13 protein-coding genes and 4 pseudogenes are annotated in these 17,595 nt (G+C 46.1%); 16 read left to right on the forward strand and 1 reads right to left on the reverse strand.

Annotated features, from left to right (window positions below; all coding sequences use genetic code 11):
- Positions 1-342 precede the first annotated feature (342 nt).
- From JGK39_RS21340 to JGK39_RS21385, 10 genes and pseudogenes are all read left to right on the forward strand, one after another.
- Complete coding sequence (locus tag JGK39_RS21340; RefSeq protein WP_293261804.1) at positions 343-960, forward strand: IS607 family transposase; 618 nt, start codon at positions 343-345, stop codon at positions 958-960.
- Between the two features lie 73 nt (positions 961-1,033).
- Complete coding sequence (locus JGK39_RS21345; RefSeq protein WP_293261801.1) at positions 1,034-1,312, forward strand: hypothetical protein; 279 nt, start codon at positions 1,034-1,036, stop codon at positions 1,310-1,312.
- Positions 1,313-1,454: 142 nt separating this feature from the next.
- Positions 1,455-2,108, forward strand: a pseudogene (locus tag JGK39_RS21350) (RNA-guided endonuclease TnpB family protein); the annotation flags it as partial.
- Between the two features lie 87 nt (positions 2,109-2,195).
- Positions 2,196-2,762: a photosystem I assembly protein Ycf4 gene (locus tag JGK39_RS21355; RefSeq protein ID WP_293261798.1), complete on the forward strand. Its 567-nt coding sequence runs from the start codon at positions 2,196-2,198 to the stop codon at positions 2,760-2,762.
- A gap of 139 nt (positions 2,763-2,901) precedes the next feature.
- On the forward strand, positions 2,902-3,690 hold the full coding sequence (locus JGK39_RS21360) for a peptidylprolyl isomerase (protein ID WP_293261795.1): 789 nt from the start codon (positions 2,902-2,904) through the stop codon (positions 3,688-3,690).
- Between the two features lie 260 nt (positions 3,691-3,950).
- On the forward strand, positions 3,951-5,243 hold the full coding sequence (locus JGK39_RS21365; RefSeq protein WP_293261792.1) for a beta-ketoacyl synthase N-terminal-like domain-containing protein: 1,293 nt from the start codon (positions 3,951-3,953) through the stop codon (positions 5,241-5,243).
- A 340-nt stretch (positions 5,244-5,583) separates the two neighbouring features.
- Positions 5,584-6,678 carry an ATP-binding protein gene (locus JGK39_RS21370; protein WP_293261789.1) on the forward strand — a complete coding sequence of 365 codons (1,095 nt, stop codon included), beginning with the start codon at positions 5,584-5,586 and terminating at the stop codon, positions 6,676-6,678.
- A 109-nt stretch (positions 6,679-6,787) separates the two neighbouring features.
- Positions 6,788-8,695, forward strand: coding sequence for a DNA mismatch repair endonuclease MutL (gene mutL / locus JGK39_RS21375; RefSeq protein WP_293261786.1), 1,908 nt, complete (start codon positions 6,788-6,790; stop codon positions 8,693-8,695).
- A gap of 577 nt (positions 8,696-9,272) precedes the next feature.
- Entirely contained in the window at positions 9,273-10,097 is an 825-nt protein-coding gene (locus JGK39_RS21380) for a tetratricopeptide repeat protein (protein ID WP_293257139.1), read from the forward strand.
- A 294-nt stretch (positions 10,098-10,391) separates the two neighbouring features.
- A complete protein-coding gene (locus JGK39_RS21385; protein ID WP_293257035.1) occupies positions 10,392-11,069 on the forward strand; it encodes an alpha/beta hydrolase in 678 nt (225 codons plus the stop codon).
- Positions 11,070-11,447: 378 nt separating this feature from the next.
- Here the strand turns inward: JGK39_RS21385 and JGK39_RS21390 are convergent, their stop codons facing one another.
- Complete coding sequence (locus JGK39_RS21390; protein ID WP_293257038.1) at positions 11,448-11,912, reverse strand: SRPBCC family protein; 465 nt, start codon at positions 11,910-11,912, stop codon at positions 11,448-11,450.
- Positions 11,913-12,346: 434 nt separating this feature from the next.
- Here JGK39_RS21390 and JGK39_RS21395 point away from each other — a divergent pair, with 434 nt between their 5' ends.
- The 6 genes and pseudogenes from JGK39_RS21395 to JGK39_RS21420 all read left to right on the forward strand — a co-directional run.
- Positions 12,347-13,372, forward strand: a complete 1,026-nt coding sequence (locus JGK39_RS21395) for a transposase (protein WP_293297289.1) — start codon at positions 12,347-12,349, stop codon at positions 13,370-13,372.
- An 85-nt stretch (positions 13,373-13,457) separates the two neighbouring features.
- Positions 13,458-15,155, forward strand: coding sequence for a mechanosensitive ion channel (locus JGK39_RS21400; protein WP_293257041.1), 1,698 nt, complete (start codon positions 13,458-13,460; stop codon positions 15,153-15,155).
- 102 nt (positions 15,156-15,257) lie between these two features.
- Positions 15,258-15,998 (forward strand): Uma2 family endonuclease, encoded by a 741-nt coding sequence (locus JGK39_RS21405; RefSeq protein ID WP_293257044.1) that lies wholly within the window; start codon positions 15,258-15,260, stop codon positions 15,996-15,998.
- 216 nt (positions 15,999-16,214) lie between these two features.
- Positions 16,215-16,394 (forward strand): annotated as a pseudogene (locus JGK39_RS21410) (helix-turn-helix transcriptional regulator); the annotation flags it as partial.
- A gap of 18 nt (positions 16,395-16,412) precedes the next feature.
- Positions 16,413-16,955, forward strand: a pseudogene (locus tag JGK39_RS21415) (Clp protease N-terminal domain-containing protein); the annotation flags it as partial.
- 78 nt (positions 16,956-17,033) lie between these two features.
- A pseudogene (locus tag JGK39_RS21420) lies at positions 17,034-17,468 on the forward strand (Uma2 family endonuclease); the annotation flags it as partial.
- Between the last annotated feature and the right edge of the window lie 127 nt (positions 17,469-17,595).

Genomic DNA, 17,595 nt, shown 5'->3' on the forward strand with positions numbered 1-17,595 from the left:
GACCAACCTACGAAGACGAAGCGATCGCGCTTGAGCCAGTCGTCGAGTACATCAAAGATGCCTCTTTCGTTCTGGGCGCGTCCGACTGCGATTGTCATTGCGGTAAAATCCTTTTGCTTGTTAAAAGACCAAGGTTTCTAATTAAACTTAACATAACTATACATTATAAGTTCATTAATTTTCAAGTAAAAGGGCAGAAGTTGTTACAGAATCGCGATCGCCCAGTCACGATCGCCCCAGCGGAGTGAGACTGTTAACGCAAAGTAAATATTTTCCCGGTAAGTCCCGGAAAATCATATTAAAACCTGGTAGTATTAATTTACAGTAAAAATACTGCCAGCTATGACCAAGTATGTCACACCAAGGAAAGCTTGCGAAATCCTGCAAGTCTCAGAAAAAACCCTTAGAAACTGGGAGCTTGCCAATAAAATATCAGCAATCAGAACTCCTTCCAACCAACGACGCTACGACATTGACAGCGTTCTTGGAACAGGACACAGCCGAATTACAGCTATCTACGCCAGGGTTAGTAGTTACAAGCAACGAGCAGACCTCGAACGACAAGTCAGTTACCTCCAAAACCTCTACCCGCAAGCCAAAGTCTTTAAAGACATCGGAAGCGGACTCAACTTCAAAAGAAAAGCGCTGCTTGCCCTTTTGGGACAAGTCATGTCAGGAAATATCTCAACAATTGTGGTCGGACACCAAGATAGGCTTGCGAGGTTTGGTGGAGACCTCATCAAATGGATATGTGAGCAAAACGATTGCCAACTCATGGTTCTCGGTAGAAACGAGCTATCTCCAGAACGAGAAATGGTTGAAGATATCCTTGCCATCATCCACGCCTTTAGTTGCCGACTCTACTCCCTGCGTAAGTACAAATCTGCTATCAAAGAAGATTCGAGTTTACCCGGAAACCAGGCTAGCAGCGAAATGGAGGACTTGGCTTGCAGCAAGTAGATGGTGTTACAATCAAGCAATTGCCATTCTTAAAACCGAAAAGATTGGCAAATACGCTCTGAGGAAAAAGATAATGGACTCGACTCCTAAATGGGTATCCGAGCAGCCCTACAACCCACGACAAATGGCAGTATTTCAAGCCTTTGAAGCACACAAGGCTGCTAAAAAGTCAAAGGGGAACGCCAAATTTAGAAGTCGTTTTGATACATCTGGGACCATCAGATTTCAAGTTAGTAATTGGAAGTCTGGAACTTTTTATCCGCAAGCAACCAAAGGACTATCATTTAAAGCGTCCGAACCAATCATAGAAGTGATGGAACACGAACCAACACTATCACTAATTAATGGGTAATGGTTTATTTGCTATACAGTTGACACGGGAGCATCTCAGTTTTGCAATAAACATTTTTTAAAGAGCGGACTGAAGTCCGTACTACGAACCTTTTTTGAGCGGAACGACAGCACTGTAAATGCTTCCCAGGCCTCTTGAAAACGAAAGCAGCTTGGCTAGGGCTTTAGACCCTGGCGTTAGAACTTTTCTAACTGGATTCGACGGTAGTGATATTATTGAAGCAGGCAGAGGTGATATCGGTCGTATCTACCGACTGGCAAGACATTTAGACAAACTGATGTGGAGGATAGGGTATGCCAAGGGAGGACAATTCAAACGATTGAGGTATTGCTTGAGAAAGTCGGCAGCAAAGATTCGGATTAAGATCAAAAACTTAGTCAACGAGTTACACAAGAAGGCTGCTAAATACTTGGTGACAAAGTATAAGCTAATTTTCTTGCCGACCTTTGAAACGCAGCAAATGATTAAAAAAGGAAAGCGCAAATTAGCGACTAAAACAGCTAGAGCGATGGTCACTTTAAGTCATTACAGTTTTCAGCAAATGTTGAAGCATCAGGCTGTTAAATATGGCAGCCTTGTAGTAGACGTAACCGAAGAGTACACATCGAAAACCTGTTCAAAATGTGGACATATTCACACCAAATTAGGTGGATCTAAAAAGTTTAAATGTCCAGAATGCGGACACACTCTGGACAGAGACTTAAATGGCGCTTTCAATATTTTGTTGAAAGCTTTGAGAGATACCTCCTTGACGGGAGAGCTTGCTGCTTTCACGCTTCTTGCCATACACGGCTAATTCTGGCTTAGTCCTGGATTTGCCGGGTTAAATGTATCTGAGGTAGCCTAGTTGAATTAAAATTTGGGTTTAAGGCTGTTTAAATTTATGACTGCAAAAACAATGACCTCGATCGATTCTGTCCTGCGCTACGAGGTTTTGGGATCTCGCCGCTTCAGCAATTACTGGTGGGCAACGGTTGTCAGCATTGGAGGGACGGGTTTCCTGCTGTCGAGCATTTCCAGCTACTTACACAAGAACTTGCTGCCTTTTGCTGACCCGACTCAGCTCGTTTTCATCCCCCAAGGGATCGCGATGGGTTTCTACGGTGTCTGCGCCCTGCTGTTGGGGCTTTACCTGTGGCTGACTGTGCTCTGGGATGTTGGCGGCGGATACAATGAGTTCGATCGCAAAACAGGTAACGTTCGGATCTTTCGCTGGGGATTTCCCGGCAAAAACCGCAAACTTGATTTTACTTGCAAGACATCGGACGTGCAATCTGTGCGGGTGGACATCAAAGAAGGTCTCAGTCCCCGCCGCAGTATTTACCTCAAGCTCAAAGACCGCCGTCAGTTTCCCCTGACTAGAGTCGGACAGCCGATTGCTTTGTCTCAAGTGGAAAATCAAGCTGCCGAATTGGCTCGATTTTTGCAAGTTCCCCTAGAAGGACTGTAGAGATTTGGGATTTGGGATTTTCGATTTGAGATTGGTAATGTTTTGTAGGTTGGACGGCGAGGCGCACAAAATCGATAAATCTAGGGTGCGCCTCGCCGTGTACCCGACTGATGAAGTGAAAGTGAAAATACAAATGCAAATGCAAATCAAAATTCAGCGGTGGTTCTTCTCACTTTTAATAATTGGCGCGCTGTTTGTGGGGGGATGCGGTAGTTCCCCTGCTGCGAACTCAACTCCGACACCAAATCCGGCGTCGGGTGAAAGCATTTCTTTGTCTCCGTCTCCGTCTCCATCTCCTTCTGCTGCTGTGGCGGCGAGTTCGCAATTTAGCAATCTGCCACGCTTGCAAGGAAAAGCAACGGTGGTGATGACGGTGAAAGGTACTCCAATTACGATCGAACTCGACGGCACCAATGCCCCAATTACTGCCGGCAATTTTGTCGATTTGGTTCAGAAAGGAGTCTACGACGGGCTGGTATTTCACCGAGTGGTGCGGGAACCTCAGCCTTTTGTAGTTCAGGGCGGCGACCCCCAGGGCAAAGACCCTAAATTCCCTGCGTCGCGACTGGGAACTGGGGGCTTTATTGACCCGAAAACATCTACAGAACGCAGGATTCCTCTGGAAATTAAAGCTAAAGATGCCCCGAGTCCGACTTACAGCCAAACGCTAGAACAAGCTGGGATTGCTCAGAAACCCGTGTTGATGCACACTCGCGGGGCTGTGGCTATGGCTCGATCGCAAAGTCCTGATTCGGCTTCTTCTCAGTTTTACTTTACTTTGACCGATGTGCCGTTTTTGGACGGTAGCTACGCGGTTTTTGGCTACGTGAAGCAAGGGATGGATGTTATCGATCGGATTCAAGCGGGCGATCGGATTGAGAAGGCTACTGTGACTCAGGGTTTGGAAAATTTTAAGGCTGTTAATTAGTCAGTAGTCCTTAGTCATTAGTCCTTAGTCATTAGTCCTTAGTCATTAGTCAGCAGTCAGTAGTCATTAGTCAATAGTCATAGCGCGAGCACTTCAAGAGCTCGCTTTCCAGCAGTCAATAGTCATAGTGCGAGCACTTCAAGAGCTCGCTTTCCAGTAGTCATTAGTGCTGTCGCCCCTCGCTTTCCAGCAGTCAGTATTCATTAGAAAAACAACTGCTTTCTATTTTCTACTTTCTGCCGAAAGCAAGCTTTCTATCTATGGATGTTGTGGTTACGGGAATTGGTCTTGTTTCAGCTTTAGGCAATCTAGAAAATAGCTGGAAACAACTGCTGTATGGGAATTGTGGCCTTGGGAAGCATCAACCTTTTTTAGAACTTGAACCGCAACTTTTGGCTTTAGTTGGCAAAAAACCTGCCGATTTAATAACTTTAACTCGGCAGGTTTTGGCAGATGCTTTGCAAGATGCTAATTTGACTTTGCCAATTCCTGATTGCGGAATTGCGATCGGTTCTAGTCGCGGTTTTCAGGCGAATTTGGAACAGTTGGCAAGAGAGGGGGAGAGGGGGAGAGGGGGAGAAGGGGAGAGGGAAAGAGGGGGAGAACTGCCGGATTCCCAATGCCCAAATGCCCTGTTTGGCCAATGCCCAATACCCAATGCCCGATGCCCAATTCCCAATGCCCAATTCCCAATGCCCAATGCCCAATTCCCAATTCCCGATGCCCGATGCCCCATGCCCAATTCCCAATTCGTGGATTTTTTGCCTCACATGGGGGCGATCGCGGTGGCGAGGGCAATTGGCTCGATGGGGCCTGTGCTGGCGCCGATGGCTGCTTGTGCGACGGGCCTACAGTCGATCGCCCGCGCTGTTGATTTAATCCGCACTGGTGAGTGTCAGCGCGCGATCGCCGGTGCTGTAGAAGCGCCAATTACACCGCTTACTGTGGCTGGATTTAACCGCATGGGTGCTTTGGCAAACACCGGCTGCTATCCCTTTGACGAACATCGGGAAGGCTTAATTCTCGGCGAAGGCGGGGCTTTATTTGTATTAGAATCAAGTGAGTTGGCAAGGCGCCGCAACGCTAAAATTTACGGTCTAATTTCCGGTTTTGGGTTGACAAATGATGCTTTTCATGCTAATGCGCCGGAGTTGGGCGGAAAAAGTGCGATCGCAGCCGTAAGTCAATGTTTGAAACGCAGCAATTTAACGGCGGTTGATATAGATTTTATTCACGCTCACGGTACTGGAACTGATTTAAATGACCGACATGAAGCCCTGTTAATTCAGAAATTGTTTCGCCAAGGAGTTGCTGTTAGTTCGACGAAGGGGGCTACTGGTCATACTTTGGGAGCTTCGGGTGCTCTGGGCGTCGCTTTTTGTTTGATGGGTATTAAATACCAGATGTTGCCACCTTGCACTGGCATGAAAAAACCGGGGTTTGAGTTAGATTTTGTGAGGTTTGCCCGATCGACTCTTGTGAGAAATGCGGTTTGTTTGAGTTTTGGTTTTGGCGGGCAGAATGCTGGGATTGTCTTATCTGGCGATCGTTAATTTTTGGCAATGCAAGGCGATCGGCATTGAAATTACAGCATCTCTCTACAATTAAAATCTTGTGGGGGCGTGTCAGAAAGTGCGATCGCACTTCCCATTTAAATCTGAGATCAAATATCATATATATGTATTTTAGTAAATTAACTTAGAATGTTGCTGAGATTGCTGGTGCTACTTTCCTAGTCTGGCTCTGCATCCCGACGCTTACCTTCTGTCAAAGTCAAGGATGCCAGAAAATAGAAGCAGATTCCAGCAGTATTGTATTTTATTAACGCATCAATGCTTATAGCGCAAAGATAGAAGAAAGAAACAATTTCAATTAAGCCTCAGGTATTTTCACATGGATCTGGCATCTCATCGATTTATGTCTTATTTTGAACCTCTTCAAGCTGCTCACCTGTGTCAAATAGCTGTCTTGGAGAGTTTTGCTGAAGAAACGCTGGTTTTTGAAGAAGGAGAAACAGCGGATTTTTTATATCTAATTTTAGAAGGTGAAGTCGAGTTTAGCAAGCGAATTGACAACAGTAAATATCAAACTATTGCTGTCGCTAAGCGCGACGATTTTTTTGGCGAACTCGGAGTTTTAGACGGAGAGCCTCGCAGTGCTAGAGCTGTGGCAGTTGCAGGTTCAACTTTGGCAAAAATAGGTCGCGAAGAACTGATAGCAACTCTCCAGTTTGCTAAAGGCAGTTCAGTAATGCAAATGTTTAGTTTTATTATTAAAAATTTGCGGTCTACCACGGATCAATATGTTAGCCAGTTCGTACACAAACAAAAAATGGTCTTAGTGGGAGAAATGGTGAGTACAATTATTCACGATTTCAAAAGTCCTTTTACGGGAATTAAACTCTCCAGCGAAATGCTCAAAGAAATGCACCCGGATACTGAAACTCAGGAATGGTGCGAACTTATTCAATTGCAAGTTCAGCGAATGTTGGGGATGGCTGAGGAAGTATTAGAATTTTCGCGTGGCACCTCTGCATTAAATAAAAAACCGGTTAATCTCATCCAGACGTTGCAGCAGTTTGAAAAGTTGAACAGAGTTTATTTTGAGGCGGCAAAAGTAGATTTGGTGATACGGGTATCAGAAGTGATAGTGGAAGCTGATGACAATAAGATTTTGCGCGTTTTGCAAAATTTAGTTGGGAATGCTGTTGAAGCTTTTGGCGGACGCGGGGGGCGAGTAGAGATTATTGTGACACAAAGTGAGGATTGGGCAGAAATTAGCATTTACGATAACGGGCCGGGCATTCCGCAGTCAATAAAAGACAAGTTATTTGAACCGTTTGTAACCTATGGGAAGCGGACTGGTACGGGCTTGGGAACGGCAATTGCTAAGTCGATAGTTGATGCTCACAAAGGAGAAATTACTTATGAGTCGGAAAACAAAAAAGGGACAACTTTTTACATCCGCTTGCCGAAAGTCATCAGTTAACCGATCGAGTTTAAGTAATGTTTATTTGTCCCCAGCTAATTAGGTCATAATAATGTGTAGCGAGTTGCACAATCAGGTATAATTGAATTAACGATCTGCTAAAAATCTGATGCCAGTTACTATTCAAGCCTTACCCGCAGAAGTTATAGATTTAATTGCCGCAGGAGAAGTGATTGACTCGATCGCCGCTGCGGTACGAGAATTAGTAGAAAATTCTCTCGATGCAGGCGCAACTCGCATCGTTGTGTCTGTTTGGCCCGAACAATGGCGGGTGCAAGTTGCGGATAACGGTACGGGAATGGATCTGGAAAACTTGCAGCAGGCGGCTTCGCCTCACAGTACGAGCAAAATTACCACGGAAGCTGACCTTTACAAAATTGCTACTTTGGGATTTCGCGGTGAAGCTTTGCACAGTTTGGCTCAGTTAGGCTGTTTGGAGGTTTTGAGCAGGCCCAACGATTTGGGATTGGGAGATTTTTGGGAAAATCGAGAGTCTGGGGAAACCCCCCCCAGCCCCCCCTTGTTAAGGGGGGGAGTTGAGAAGTCATCGTTTAACAAGTCGGGAACCCAAAATGCTCGATCGGGCTGGCGGGTAGTTTACAACAACGCAGGCGTTGCTGTGGAGGTGGAAACAGCGGCAATTGCTCCGGGCACGGTGGTGACTGTGGCTAATTTGTTTGGCAATTGGCCTGTGCGCCGCACTTTTTTGTCGCCGGCGCAGCAAATGCGATCGATCCAATCAATCCTCCAGCAAATTGCAATTTGTCACCCCCACGTTAATTGGCAGTTGCGCCAAGCAAATGCGCCTTGTTTTTACATAACTTCGGCCAGCACAGCGGAACAAATTTTGCCTCAATTTGTGCGCGGCGTGCGATCGAGCGATTTACAATATTTAAAATTAGATTTGCCTGCGAGTCCTCAAAATCAGAAAGCTGCAAATTTTTTGGTAGAACCTCAACTTGTGGGAGCTACAAACAAGCACAATTATCAATTCCCTATGCCCAATTCCCGATGCCCAATTCCCAATTCTCAGTCTTTAGAGTTGGTAATTGGTTTGCCCGATCGCTGTCACCGCTCTCGGCCGGATTGGGTTAAGGTGGCAGTAAACCGGCGGGTTGTGCGATCGCCCGAAATAGAGCAAACTATTCTCAGCGCCTTCGCCCGCACTTGTGGGCGCGATCGCTATCCCGTGTGTTTTGTTCACCTGCAACTCTCCCCCTCGGAAATCGACTGGAACCGCCACCCGGCTAAAGTGGAAATATATCTGCACGATCCGAGTTTTTGGCAAGCACAAGTTGGCGCTGCAATCGATCGGGCTTTGCACCTGAATGATGAAGTTTTGCCAGATCCTCCAATTCCCGATCGCGTGGGACAGTTGCTGAAAGCATCGGAACAAAAAAGTGCTTACAGCGTGGGGACTTCGGCTCGTAAGAGTGATGGCGGTGACGAACAGGCAACAGGTCGTAAAATAGGATTGATGGAATTGCGGGCGATCGCACAAGTTCACAATACTTACATTGTTGCAGAACACTCTAGCGGAATGTGGTTGGTAGAACAGCACATCGCTCACGAGCGCGTTTTGTACGAACGCATCTGCGCTGATTGGCAATTAAAATCTCTCGAAAAACCAGTAATTCTCAGTCAATTATCTGCCCTGCAAATTGAGAACTTGTCCCGCTTGGGTTTGGAAGTAGAAAGTTTTGGCGAACAGCTATGGGCGGCGCGGGAAGTACCGGATTTATTGGTCGATCGAGATGACTGTGCGGATGCGCTTTTTGAACTCAGTAAAGTCGCAGATTTGCAAGCTGCTCAAGTTGCTACTGCTTGTCGCAGCGCTATTCGCAACGGTACTCCTCTCAATCTTTCGGAAATGCAAAATTTGTTGGATGAATGGCAGCAAACTCGCAACCCGCGCACCTGTCCCCACGGCCGCCCGATCTATTTTGCTTTGGAAGAATCGACTTTGGCTCGCATTTTTCGCCGCAGTTGGGTGATTGGGAAAAGTCACGGGATTTGAAAGTTATAAATTAACTACAAAATTAAACTGTAGAGAACAATAAAAAAGAAAGTTGATTTTTTATAAGAGGTTTGTAGTGAGGAATTCTGTCCTTCATAAATGCGGAGGGTGCATCTCAATGCAAGCGAATATATGCGTAGGGGCGAAGCATGACCGCAGAAAATAGGAGATGATAACTAATAACTTATATGCGGTCATGCTTCGCCCTCTTCCAAAGTGAGATGCACCCAATGCGGACTAAAGTCCTCACTACGAACCTGAAAGTTCAATTTTTTATAATAGGTTTGATCCTTCGGACTTCAGTCCTTCATGAATGCGGACTAAAGTCCTCACTACGAACCTGAAAGTTGATTTTTTATAAGAGGTTTGTAGTGAGGACTTCAGTCCTTCATGAATGCGGACTAAAGTCCTCACTACGAACTTGCCACAGGCTTGCTGGCCTGTTTCACAGTAAAAAAATTCTGGCTTAAAATAAAAATGCCTTTTTTTCAATAAAAAAAGTCTCTTGTGGAACAGGTATCTTGCCTATTCAGAATATTCGGATAAAATGTTAATTAAAATCACATCAATTATAAATATGGATTTGACGATCGCCCGACAACTCTTTTATCAAGAAATTAGTCAGCCAGACGCTGGGATCGACCTAGCGAAAGCTGCGCTGTACATGGCTTTGGAAGAATATCCGAATTTTGAGCCTCTGGATTATCTCAATGCACTTGATGCGATCGCCGATCGAGTGCGTTTGCGCCTCCCGTCACAGAATTATCCGCTGCGGATCATTCAAACTATTAACCGCTATTTGTATGACGATTTGGAATTTTCCGGCAATAATGCTGATTATTACGACCCCCGCAATAGCTTTTTGAATCAAGTGATCGATCGCCGCACTGGGATTCCCATCTCTTTGTCTTTGGTTTATTTGGAGGTTGCTAAGCGGATTGATTTTCCGATGGTGGGGATTGGAATGCCGGGACATTTTTTAATTAGGCCGAATTTTGAGGATGCTGGGATTTTTGTGGATGCGTTTAACGGCGGCGAGATATTATTTCCAGAAGATTGTCAAGGGAGGCTTTCTCAAATTTACGGTCAACCTATGGAGTTGCAGCCGGCTTTTCTCGCCCCGGTAAGTCCGCGGCAGTTGTTGGGGCGAATGCTGGGAAATCTGAAGGCGATTTACTTCCAGCAGGGTGATGCTGTGAGGTTTATGGGGGCGATCGATCGGATTTTGCTGCTGTTTCCTGATGCACTCTTGGAAAGGCGCGATCGCGGAATTCTCTACCATCAACAGGGCCGCTTGGCCGAGGCGCGTCAGGATTTGGAAATCTACCTGAGAAATGCTCCGAATGCTGAGGATGCTCCTAGAATTCGCCTGTTGCTCGAAAGGCTCGATCGGGATATCTGAACTTAAATTTGCGATCGATCGCACAACATCGCAGGTGAAACCGACAATCTATATACTGGTGCGCGACGACCAAATCTCGCTTTTATAAGTTTTGCAAAGGTATATAAAATTGTCAAAAGTCCGAGGGTAACATATAAATTATCAATCAACACCTATCTTTTGATAGGTTAAATTGGTTTGACATGACTGTATAATACCTAGGTCATTTACGGAACTCCTGAGTCCACCTTCCCGACTGATAGCTGCGAATGCGATCGATAGAAACAGTATTTTGACGTAAAGAGGCGCAAACTCATGAACTTTAAGTTTCAACAAGGTTATCTCAACGCAATGCAACAGCAGTCAGCCCATTTAGCCAAAAAAATGTCAAAGCGTTTATCGTTAGGTTTGGCACTTTTGGTGGGAACAAGTGCAGTATTGCTGAGCAGTGGCAAAGCCTTTGCATTAGACAATGTTACCGTAAAATACGGTGCTGTTGACGTAACTTTACCGATGAGCGACTTGCAAAGCTTTGCACAAACCGGCAAACCATCAGCTCAACTGCAAAGCGTTTTGAGTCTTGCGAAACAAACTCCCGAATCGGTGCGCGAAATATTAACGCGAGAAGTGGCTTTAGATCCCCAAATAGTATCGCGGCTGGCAAATACTTATTTTGGGGAAATTGTTTTCAAACAATTGGGCGAGGTTGCTTATACGCCAGCAACAAAGGCACAAAGCGCGCCGGCACTGCGCGATGCTTTAGTCGCCGCTTCCAAAGATGGCAAAATATCGCTGATGGAAGTGATGCAAAATTACGCTCCCCCGGCTTTAGAAGTTGACGGCAATCAAGCGATGGCTATCTACCAGCGAGTGATGAAAGATATGCAAGATTTGCAAGCTATGTATCAGAATTCCCCGGGTTTGCAAAGTACGGCGGGTCAAGCCAGACAAATGATTTGTCAGCCCAACTCATCATCGGGGGCTGGGAAGTAAATCATTTTGCTCTTAATTGGGAATTGGGAATTGGGCCTAGGGCCTAGGGCCTAGGGCCTAGGGCCTAGGGAATTGGGAATTGGGAATTGGGCCTAGGGCCTAGGGCCTAGGGCCTAGGGGATTGGCCTTCCCAGGGCATAGGGAATTGGTGCTTTCTTTTCCTATTATCTGTTACTTTTCAGCGATTACCGATTACCGATTCCCAATTCCCAATTCCCAATTCCCAATTACCGATTACCGATTACCGATTACCAATTCCCCATTACCAATTACTGATTACCGATTACCGATTACCAATTACCCAATTACCCAATTACCCAATTACCCAATTACCCATGCCCCATGCCCCATGCCCCATGCCCCATTCCCCATGCCCCATTACACCTTACCAATTTCTTGAGATAATTGCTCGGCTACCCGTTTGAGCCGCCGGAGTTGGCTTTTCATATCTTTTTGCGTCCAAGGGGCTGCAAAGCGATTGAATCCAAATCTAATTAAAGGATTGGGAATTTGAAATTCAAAGCGGTTAATCAAGAGTGTCCCTTGGATTTGGGGCTGGCATTCCCAGCGATCGCATCCTTTGAAATATCCGTCGAACCCCCATACAATTAAACCCGGTTGTCGCTCCAACACAACACTCTCTAAAGTGGGTTGCAAAACGGGAATTTTTATGATAAATAAGCTGCGACTTCCTACAGCAGTATCCCATTCGCCCTTGGGATCGCAGCGCAGCAAGGGATTGAGCCATTTGTGCATTAAAGTGCGATCGACTATACAGCGCTCCACCAAGGTAGCAGCAGCGCGAATTTCAATGGATTGCTCGAAAACTTGACGAATTGACATGGAAACCTGCAACAAGGAGGGTATTACAAGACTTTGCTTACTTTAGAGTTATTTACTTAGTTGTAGCGTCAATTTCTCCAGAAAGTAAAAGATTGACACACCCCTAAATACAGTGTATCATCGGAAAATAACAGTATATATAGCCTTTCGAGCAAAAAAATTCGCGGACGACTGGGCCTAGGGCCTAGGGCCTAGGGCATACCTCACTTTTTTGATAACCGCTATATACCGATTATGCAGTTAGTCGAAAGGCACATCATCAAACCAAATCATAGGTTTTATCGAGAAGCCGATCGACTGTCATGGCATTGCAAAAATCTTTACAACTCGGCTAACTACACATACCGTCAAAACTTTTTCGCCAACAAACAAACAAACAAACAAACGCTCTGGCTGTTTATCGCGCGCTCAAAACCTGTTCAGATTGCAAAGCACTGCCCGCAAAAGTAGCACAAAGCACCCTCGGCTTAGTCCTCAAAGCATGGACTAGCTATCATCTGGCGGTGCGAAACTATCAGGAAGACGCAACTAAATTTAAAGCCGCACCCAAAATCCCTTATTATCAAGGTTCAAGAGAGCGAAAAAGAGCAGGCGGGCGCTATGTAGCGGTATTTAATTGTCAAGCTGTCAGCAAAAGAGCCTTAAAAAAAGGATATGCTCGTTACTCAGAGACTAATATTTGGTTGCTCTCAAAAGTCACCTCGATTCAGGAAATCCGGATTGTTCCCAAGGTGGGTGGTTATATTGTCGAGGTCGTTTATGAAAAGTTAGAACAGCCTTTACAAGTTAATCAGAGAGTAGCTGCCATAGATTTAGGATTAAACAATCTGGCAACATTAACTTACAATGTTGCTGGGTTAGTAGCGAGAATCTACGGCGGAGGGGCCCTCAAGTCAACCAACCAATACTGCAATCAAGTTTCATCGACATTAAAATCATTGTTGCCGATCGCGCAAAAAAACAGTAAAAAACTTGTCAAATTGTGGCACAAGCGTAACTGTAAAGTGGATTACTACCTCCACACAACGAGTTCTGCAATGATCGAGGAACTCGTCAATCATCAAATTGGCTTGCTGGTTGTAGGCTGGAACCAGGATTTTAAAGATGGGATTAATCGTGGCAAGGTTAACTATCAAAATTTTGCCTGCATTCCCGATCGCCGGTTCGTGCAAATGTTGCAGTACAAAGGACAACTGGCCCGGATTAACGTTGTGTTAGTAGAGGAGAGTTACACATCGATCTGTTCTGCCTTGGATTTGGAACCAATTGAACAAAAATCAGAGTACATTGGCGGTAGAGTAAAAATGGGATTGTTCAGAACCAAAACTGGACAACTAATCAATGCCGATGTCAACGGTTGTTTGAATATTGGCCCAAAAGCAGTCGGAGATGGGTTGGTCCCAAATTCGATAGAGGGTTTTGTAGTTAACCCAGTACGGTTAAAAGCGTACAAACATTAAATTTAGGCGAGGTCTAGATTTGGTGGAACTATTCTTAAAGTTTCGTCTTCTCCATGTCAAAATCTGACGTTAACCTGAGAAAAAAATGAATGAAACTTGGCAAGAAATAACTCAACCGATATCGGGCCGGGTGGCGGTTATGTCCGATGGCTTACGCCCCGCTACGCTACGCCTTTTGGCACAGACCCAGTCCGGGAATGCCCTGACAGATGCGGAACGCGGAATTAACAATTTCATTCAGGGCACAAACCTTGAAAATCTCGTCTGGGCGATCGGCATCCTGCTAATTGGCTCGATCGTATCAGCCCTAGTCTCATCTTTAGTCGGCGGATTGCTCAAGAAAACGACGATCGACAACCGGCTGGCTGCTTGGATTACCGGGCGCCCGGAAGGAGAAGGATCTCCGCAAGTGGAAAAAATTATTTCCGCAGCGGTATTCTGGATCATTTTTATCTTTTTCCTAGTTGCGTTTTTCAACCGACTGAATCTCACGGCTGTCTCGCAACCCCTGAATACATTTCTCAATCAAATTACCGGTTTCTTGCCGAAGTTAGCCGGCGGGTTAATTTGGTTGGGGATTGCTTGGGTGTTGGCGACAGTTGCCAAATTGGCCGTATCGCGGGCGATGCGGACTTTTGGCGTAGACGAGCGCTTGAATCAGGAGGTGGGCACTGCGCCCACTGAGCGCCCTTTGCTGCTGAGCGATACTGTGGCGAATGCGCTGTACTGGTTCATTTTTCTGCTGTTTTTGCCGCTGATTCTCGACTCACTGGAAATGCAGCAGGCTCTGCTGCCGGTGAATAATTTGCTGAACCAAATTTTGGCGGCAATTCCGAAGATTCTGGAAGCTGTGCTGATTGGGTTTGTCGGCTGGCTGCTAGCTCAAGTGGTGCGGCGGATTGTCACGAATCTGCTGGCTGCTGGTGGGGCGGACAGTTTGGGCGCTCGGTTTGGCATTTCCCGGAGCTCGGGCGGACAATCGCTGTCGTGGATTATCGGCACAATTGTCTACGTGTTGATTTTGATTCCGACGGCGATCGCAGCTTTGAACGCTTTGGACATTCAGGCGATTTCCTTGCCGGCGATCGCGATGCTCAACACGATTCTGGTCGCGCTTCCCAACATTTTTACAGCAGCGATAATTCTCGCCGTTGCTTACATTTTGGGGCGCTGGATCGGCGATTTGGTGACGAATATCTTGACGGGAATTGGCTTTAACAATGTCTTTTCTTGGTTGGGAATGCAGCCGAAACAGCCGCTGCGACTACTACCACCGAGTTCGATCGATCCCGACGCAACGGTACTTCAGGAACCGGATGTTGCGGCACGCACGCCTTCGCAATTTGTCGGCATTGTGGTGCAGGTAGGCATCATGCTGTTTGCTGTGGTGGCGGCTACCGACGTGCTGAAGATTCCGGCCCTGACGGCGATTGTTAGCGGTATTGTGCTGGTTGCAGGTAGGGTTTTGTCTGGTTTGATCGTATTTGCGATCGGCTTGTATTTGGCGAATCTGGCGTTTAGTTTGATTGCTAGCTCTGGAACTCGCCAAGCGCGGCTGTTGGGCCAAACGGCTCGGATCGCGGTGATTGCTTTTGTTTCGGCCTTAGCGCTGCAACAGATGGGCATTGGCAGCGATATTGTGAATTTGGCTTTCGGGCTGCTGCTGGGGGCGATCGCAGTTGGGATTGCTCTAGCTTTTGGTTTGGGCGGGCGCGAGATTGCGGCCGACGAACTGCGCGGATGGCTGGCGTCGTTTAAACAAGATAAGACGCCGCGTTTGTAAGTCTATAAAATGGCGTTTGTCAAGTACAAACGCCATTTTTTTATGCTTAAATTTATCGAACCTGCTAAGATAAAATCAGCGAGAATTGAGGAGACTTAAACCGTGACAGTTTTAACTCAACAAATCGAAGAAGAAATAGAATATCCCAGCAGCGACGGAGAACCGATGGCGGAAAGTGACATCACGCGCGATTACATGACTTACGGCGTGGAAGCTCTGAAGCAGCACTTTCAAGGGCGATCGGATGTCTACGTGTCAGCAAATTCTTTCGTGTATTACGAAGAAGGAAACAAATCAGCAGTAGTTTCTCCAGACATTTATGTAGTATTTGGAGTCAGAAAACGCCAGAGAGATAACTATAAAATCTGGAAAGAAGCAGGGATAGCACCGCATTTTGTCTTAGAAATAACCTCAGAAACAACTCAAGAGGTAGATCGAGAAATTAAACCAGAAACTTATCGAAGTTTGGGAGTCAGGGAATACTTCCAGTACGATCCGTCTGGGGATTATTTGAATCCGATATTGCAAGGAGTGCGTTTAGTAAACAACCAGTACGAGCCGATTCCCGTCAATAATATCGCCTTCGATACGCTGTGGCTGTACAGCGAAGTATTGGGACTGGAATTGCACTTAGTTTCTGGAGAATTAAGGTTTAGAAATCCTCAAACAGGAGAGTTTCTGAAGACTTACCAGCAATCAGAACAAGCACGGCTGGCGGCGGAATCAGCTTTGCGATCGCTGATTTCTCACCTATTAAATTCGGGAATGAATTTAGAGCAAGTTGCACAAATGATGAATTTATCGACATCGGAGGCGCAGCGATTAATAGGAGAAAATGAATAGATTTCTCCCGCAACTATTTTAAGGTAGGTGTGCCGACTGCCTTTTTTTGTTTAACCAGAGGTAGGGAGGGCGCGATCGCCCGCAAAGCTTTGTCATGAGGGCGATCGCGCCCGCATCAAAATCTAATGTAAAACATACTTGACATAAGAGTCAAGCACGTATTACAGTAAAAGTACGGCTTGAATAGGTTTGTGCTGCAAGCTGAGGCAAAAATCTATGCAAAATCAGATCCGCGTTCTCAGAACCGAACGTCAATGGTCGCAAGCACAACTAGCAGAACGCTTGGGTGTCAGCCGCCAAACAATTAACGCCTTAGAAGCGGGTAAATACGATCCGAGTCTGCCATTAGCGCTCAAAATTGCCCAACTATTTAACATCCCTATCGAAGCGATTTTCTCACAGGAGGAAGTAACAATGCTTGCCGATCGAACACCGTTGAATTTTTCTAAATTGCCCGAAACAGCGCTCGCTCACAGATTTACCCCCAGAACGATTAAAGTTATTAACTTGGCTCAAGAAGAAGCAGGCAACCTGGGTCATAATTGGGCCGGCACGGAGCAAATTCTGCTGGGATTAATTGAGGAAGGAACAGGAATTGCAGCTCGGGTTCTGAACGAGGCAGGAGTTAATTTCAGAGCCGCACGGATTGAAGTAGAAAAAATTATTGGTCGCGGCAGCGGATTTGTCACTAAAGGACAGGCGTTTAGTCCTACTGCGAGAGCAAAATCTTTGCTCAATTGTGCGGCGCGATCGGCTAGTGAATTAGGGCATTCTTATATTGATACCGAACACCTACTTTTGGGCTTGTTGCGAGTTGATAAACCCGATCGCCTCACAGAGAACGGAGAAGGAGTGGCTGTAAAAGTTCTCCAGAACTTAGGAATAGATCTAGAAGTGCTAGAGCAACAAGTATTGCAAGTTGCTACTACAAGAGGAGAAGACTTAGAAATTTCTGCCCAAATTGAATCCCCGAACGAATCAACCCAACAAGCTGCTTCGATCGTTGGATCTAGCGATAATTCAACAACTGACTTTGTTTCTGCCGAAATTAGCGCTCGTTTTTGTGCTTTGTTATTTGCTTGGATCGAGCCGCGTAAATTGGGACGAGCGATCGGCTATCGCACCGAATTTCACTTACCTGATGGTAATGTGCTAACTCCTCGAATCGCATTTGTTGCTGCCGAACGTCTCAAACGAGTTCCTCGCATCTATCCAGAATTAGCACCGGATATGTTTGTTGAGATTAAATCTGTTGTCGATCGATCGCCTCGATTGCAGGAGCAAGTACAAGCAGCGATCGCCTTGAGTGTTAAGGTAGGATTGCTGATCGATCCTGACGAGCAAACAGTCACGATATATCGCTCGGGCGGGGCGATCGCAACATTGCGCGATCGGGATGTGTTAACAGTGCCGGAGTTACTGCCCGGTTGGAAAATTCCGGTGGCAAATCTTTGGTCGCCGATGTTTTAGAAAATATCTGCGATCGAAACTTCCAATCGGGAGCATCTCAGGGGAGCATTTACAGTGCTGTCGGGAACTCAAAAAAGGTTCGTGGTACGTCCTGGTGTCCGCTCTTTAAAAAATGCTTCTTGTAAAA

This window comes from Microcoleus sp. PH2017_12_PCY_D_A (assembly GCF_020738565.1).
Classification (GTDB): domain Bacteria; phylum Cyanobacteriota; class Cyanobacteriia; order Cyanobacteriales; family Microcoleaceae; genus Microcoleus.

Coding starts and splice junctions, on each gene's coding strand:
- JGK39_RS21380 (WP_293257139.1), top strand. CDS start 9,273: ATGGATTTGACGATCGCCCGACAACTCTTTTATCAAGAAATTAGTCAG.
- JGK39_RS21370 (WP_293261789.1), top strand. CDS start 5,584: ATGGATCTGGCATCTCATCGATTTATGTCTTATTTTGAACCTCTTCAA.
- JGK39_RS21360 (WP_293261795.1), top strand. CDS start 2,902: ATGCAAATCAAAATTCAGCGGTGGTTCTTCTCACTTTTAATAATTGGC.
- mutL (WP_293261786.1), top strand. CDS start 6,788: ATGCCAGTTACTATTCAAGCCTTACCCGCAGAAGTTATAGATTTAATT.
- JGK39_RS21400 (WP_293257041.1), top strand. CDS start 13,458: ATGAATGAAACTTGGCAAGAAATAACTCAACCGATATCGGGCCGGGTG.
- JGK39_RS21390 (WP_293257038.1), bottom strand. CDS start 11,912: ATGTCAATTCGTCAAGTTTTCGAGCAATCCATTGAAATTCGCGCTGCT.
- JGK39_RS21340 (WP_293261804.1), top strand. CDS start 343: ATGACCAAGTATGTCACACCAAGGAAAGCTTGCGAAATCCTGCAAGTC.
- JGK39_RS21355 (WP_293261798.1), top strand. CDS start 2,196: ATGACTGCAAAAACAATGACCTCGATCGATTCTGTCCTGCGCTACGAG.
- JGK39_RS21345 (WP_293261801.1), top strand. CDS start 1,034: ATGGACTCGACTCCTAAATGGGTATCCGAGCAGCCCTACAACCCACGA.
- JGK39_RS21385 (WP_293257035.1), top strand. CDS start 10,392: ATGAACTTTAAGTTTCAACAAGGTTATCTCAACGCAATGCAACAGCAG.
- JGK39_RS21365 (WP_293261792.1), top strand. CDS start 3,951: ATGGATGTTGTGGTTACGGGAATTGGTCTTGTTTCAGCTTTAGGCAAT.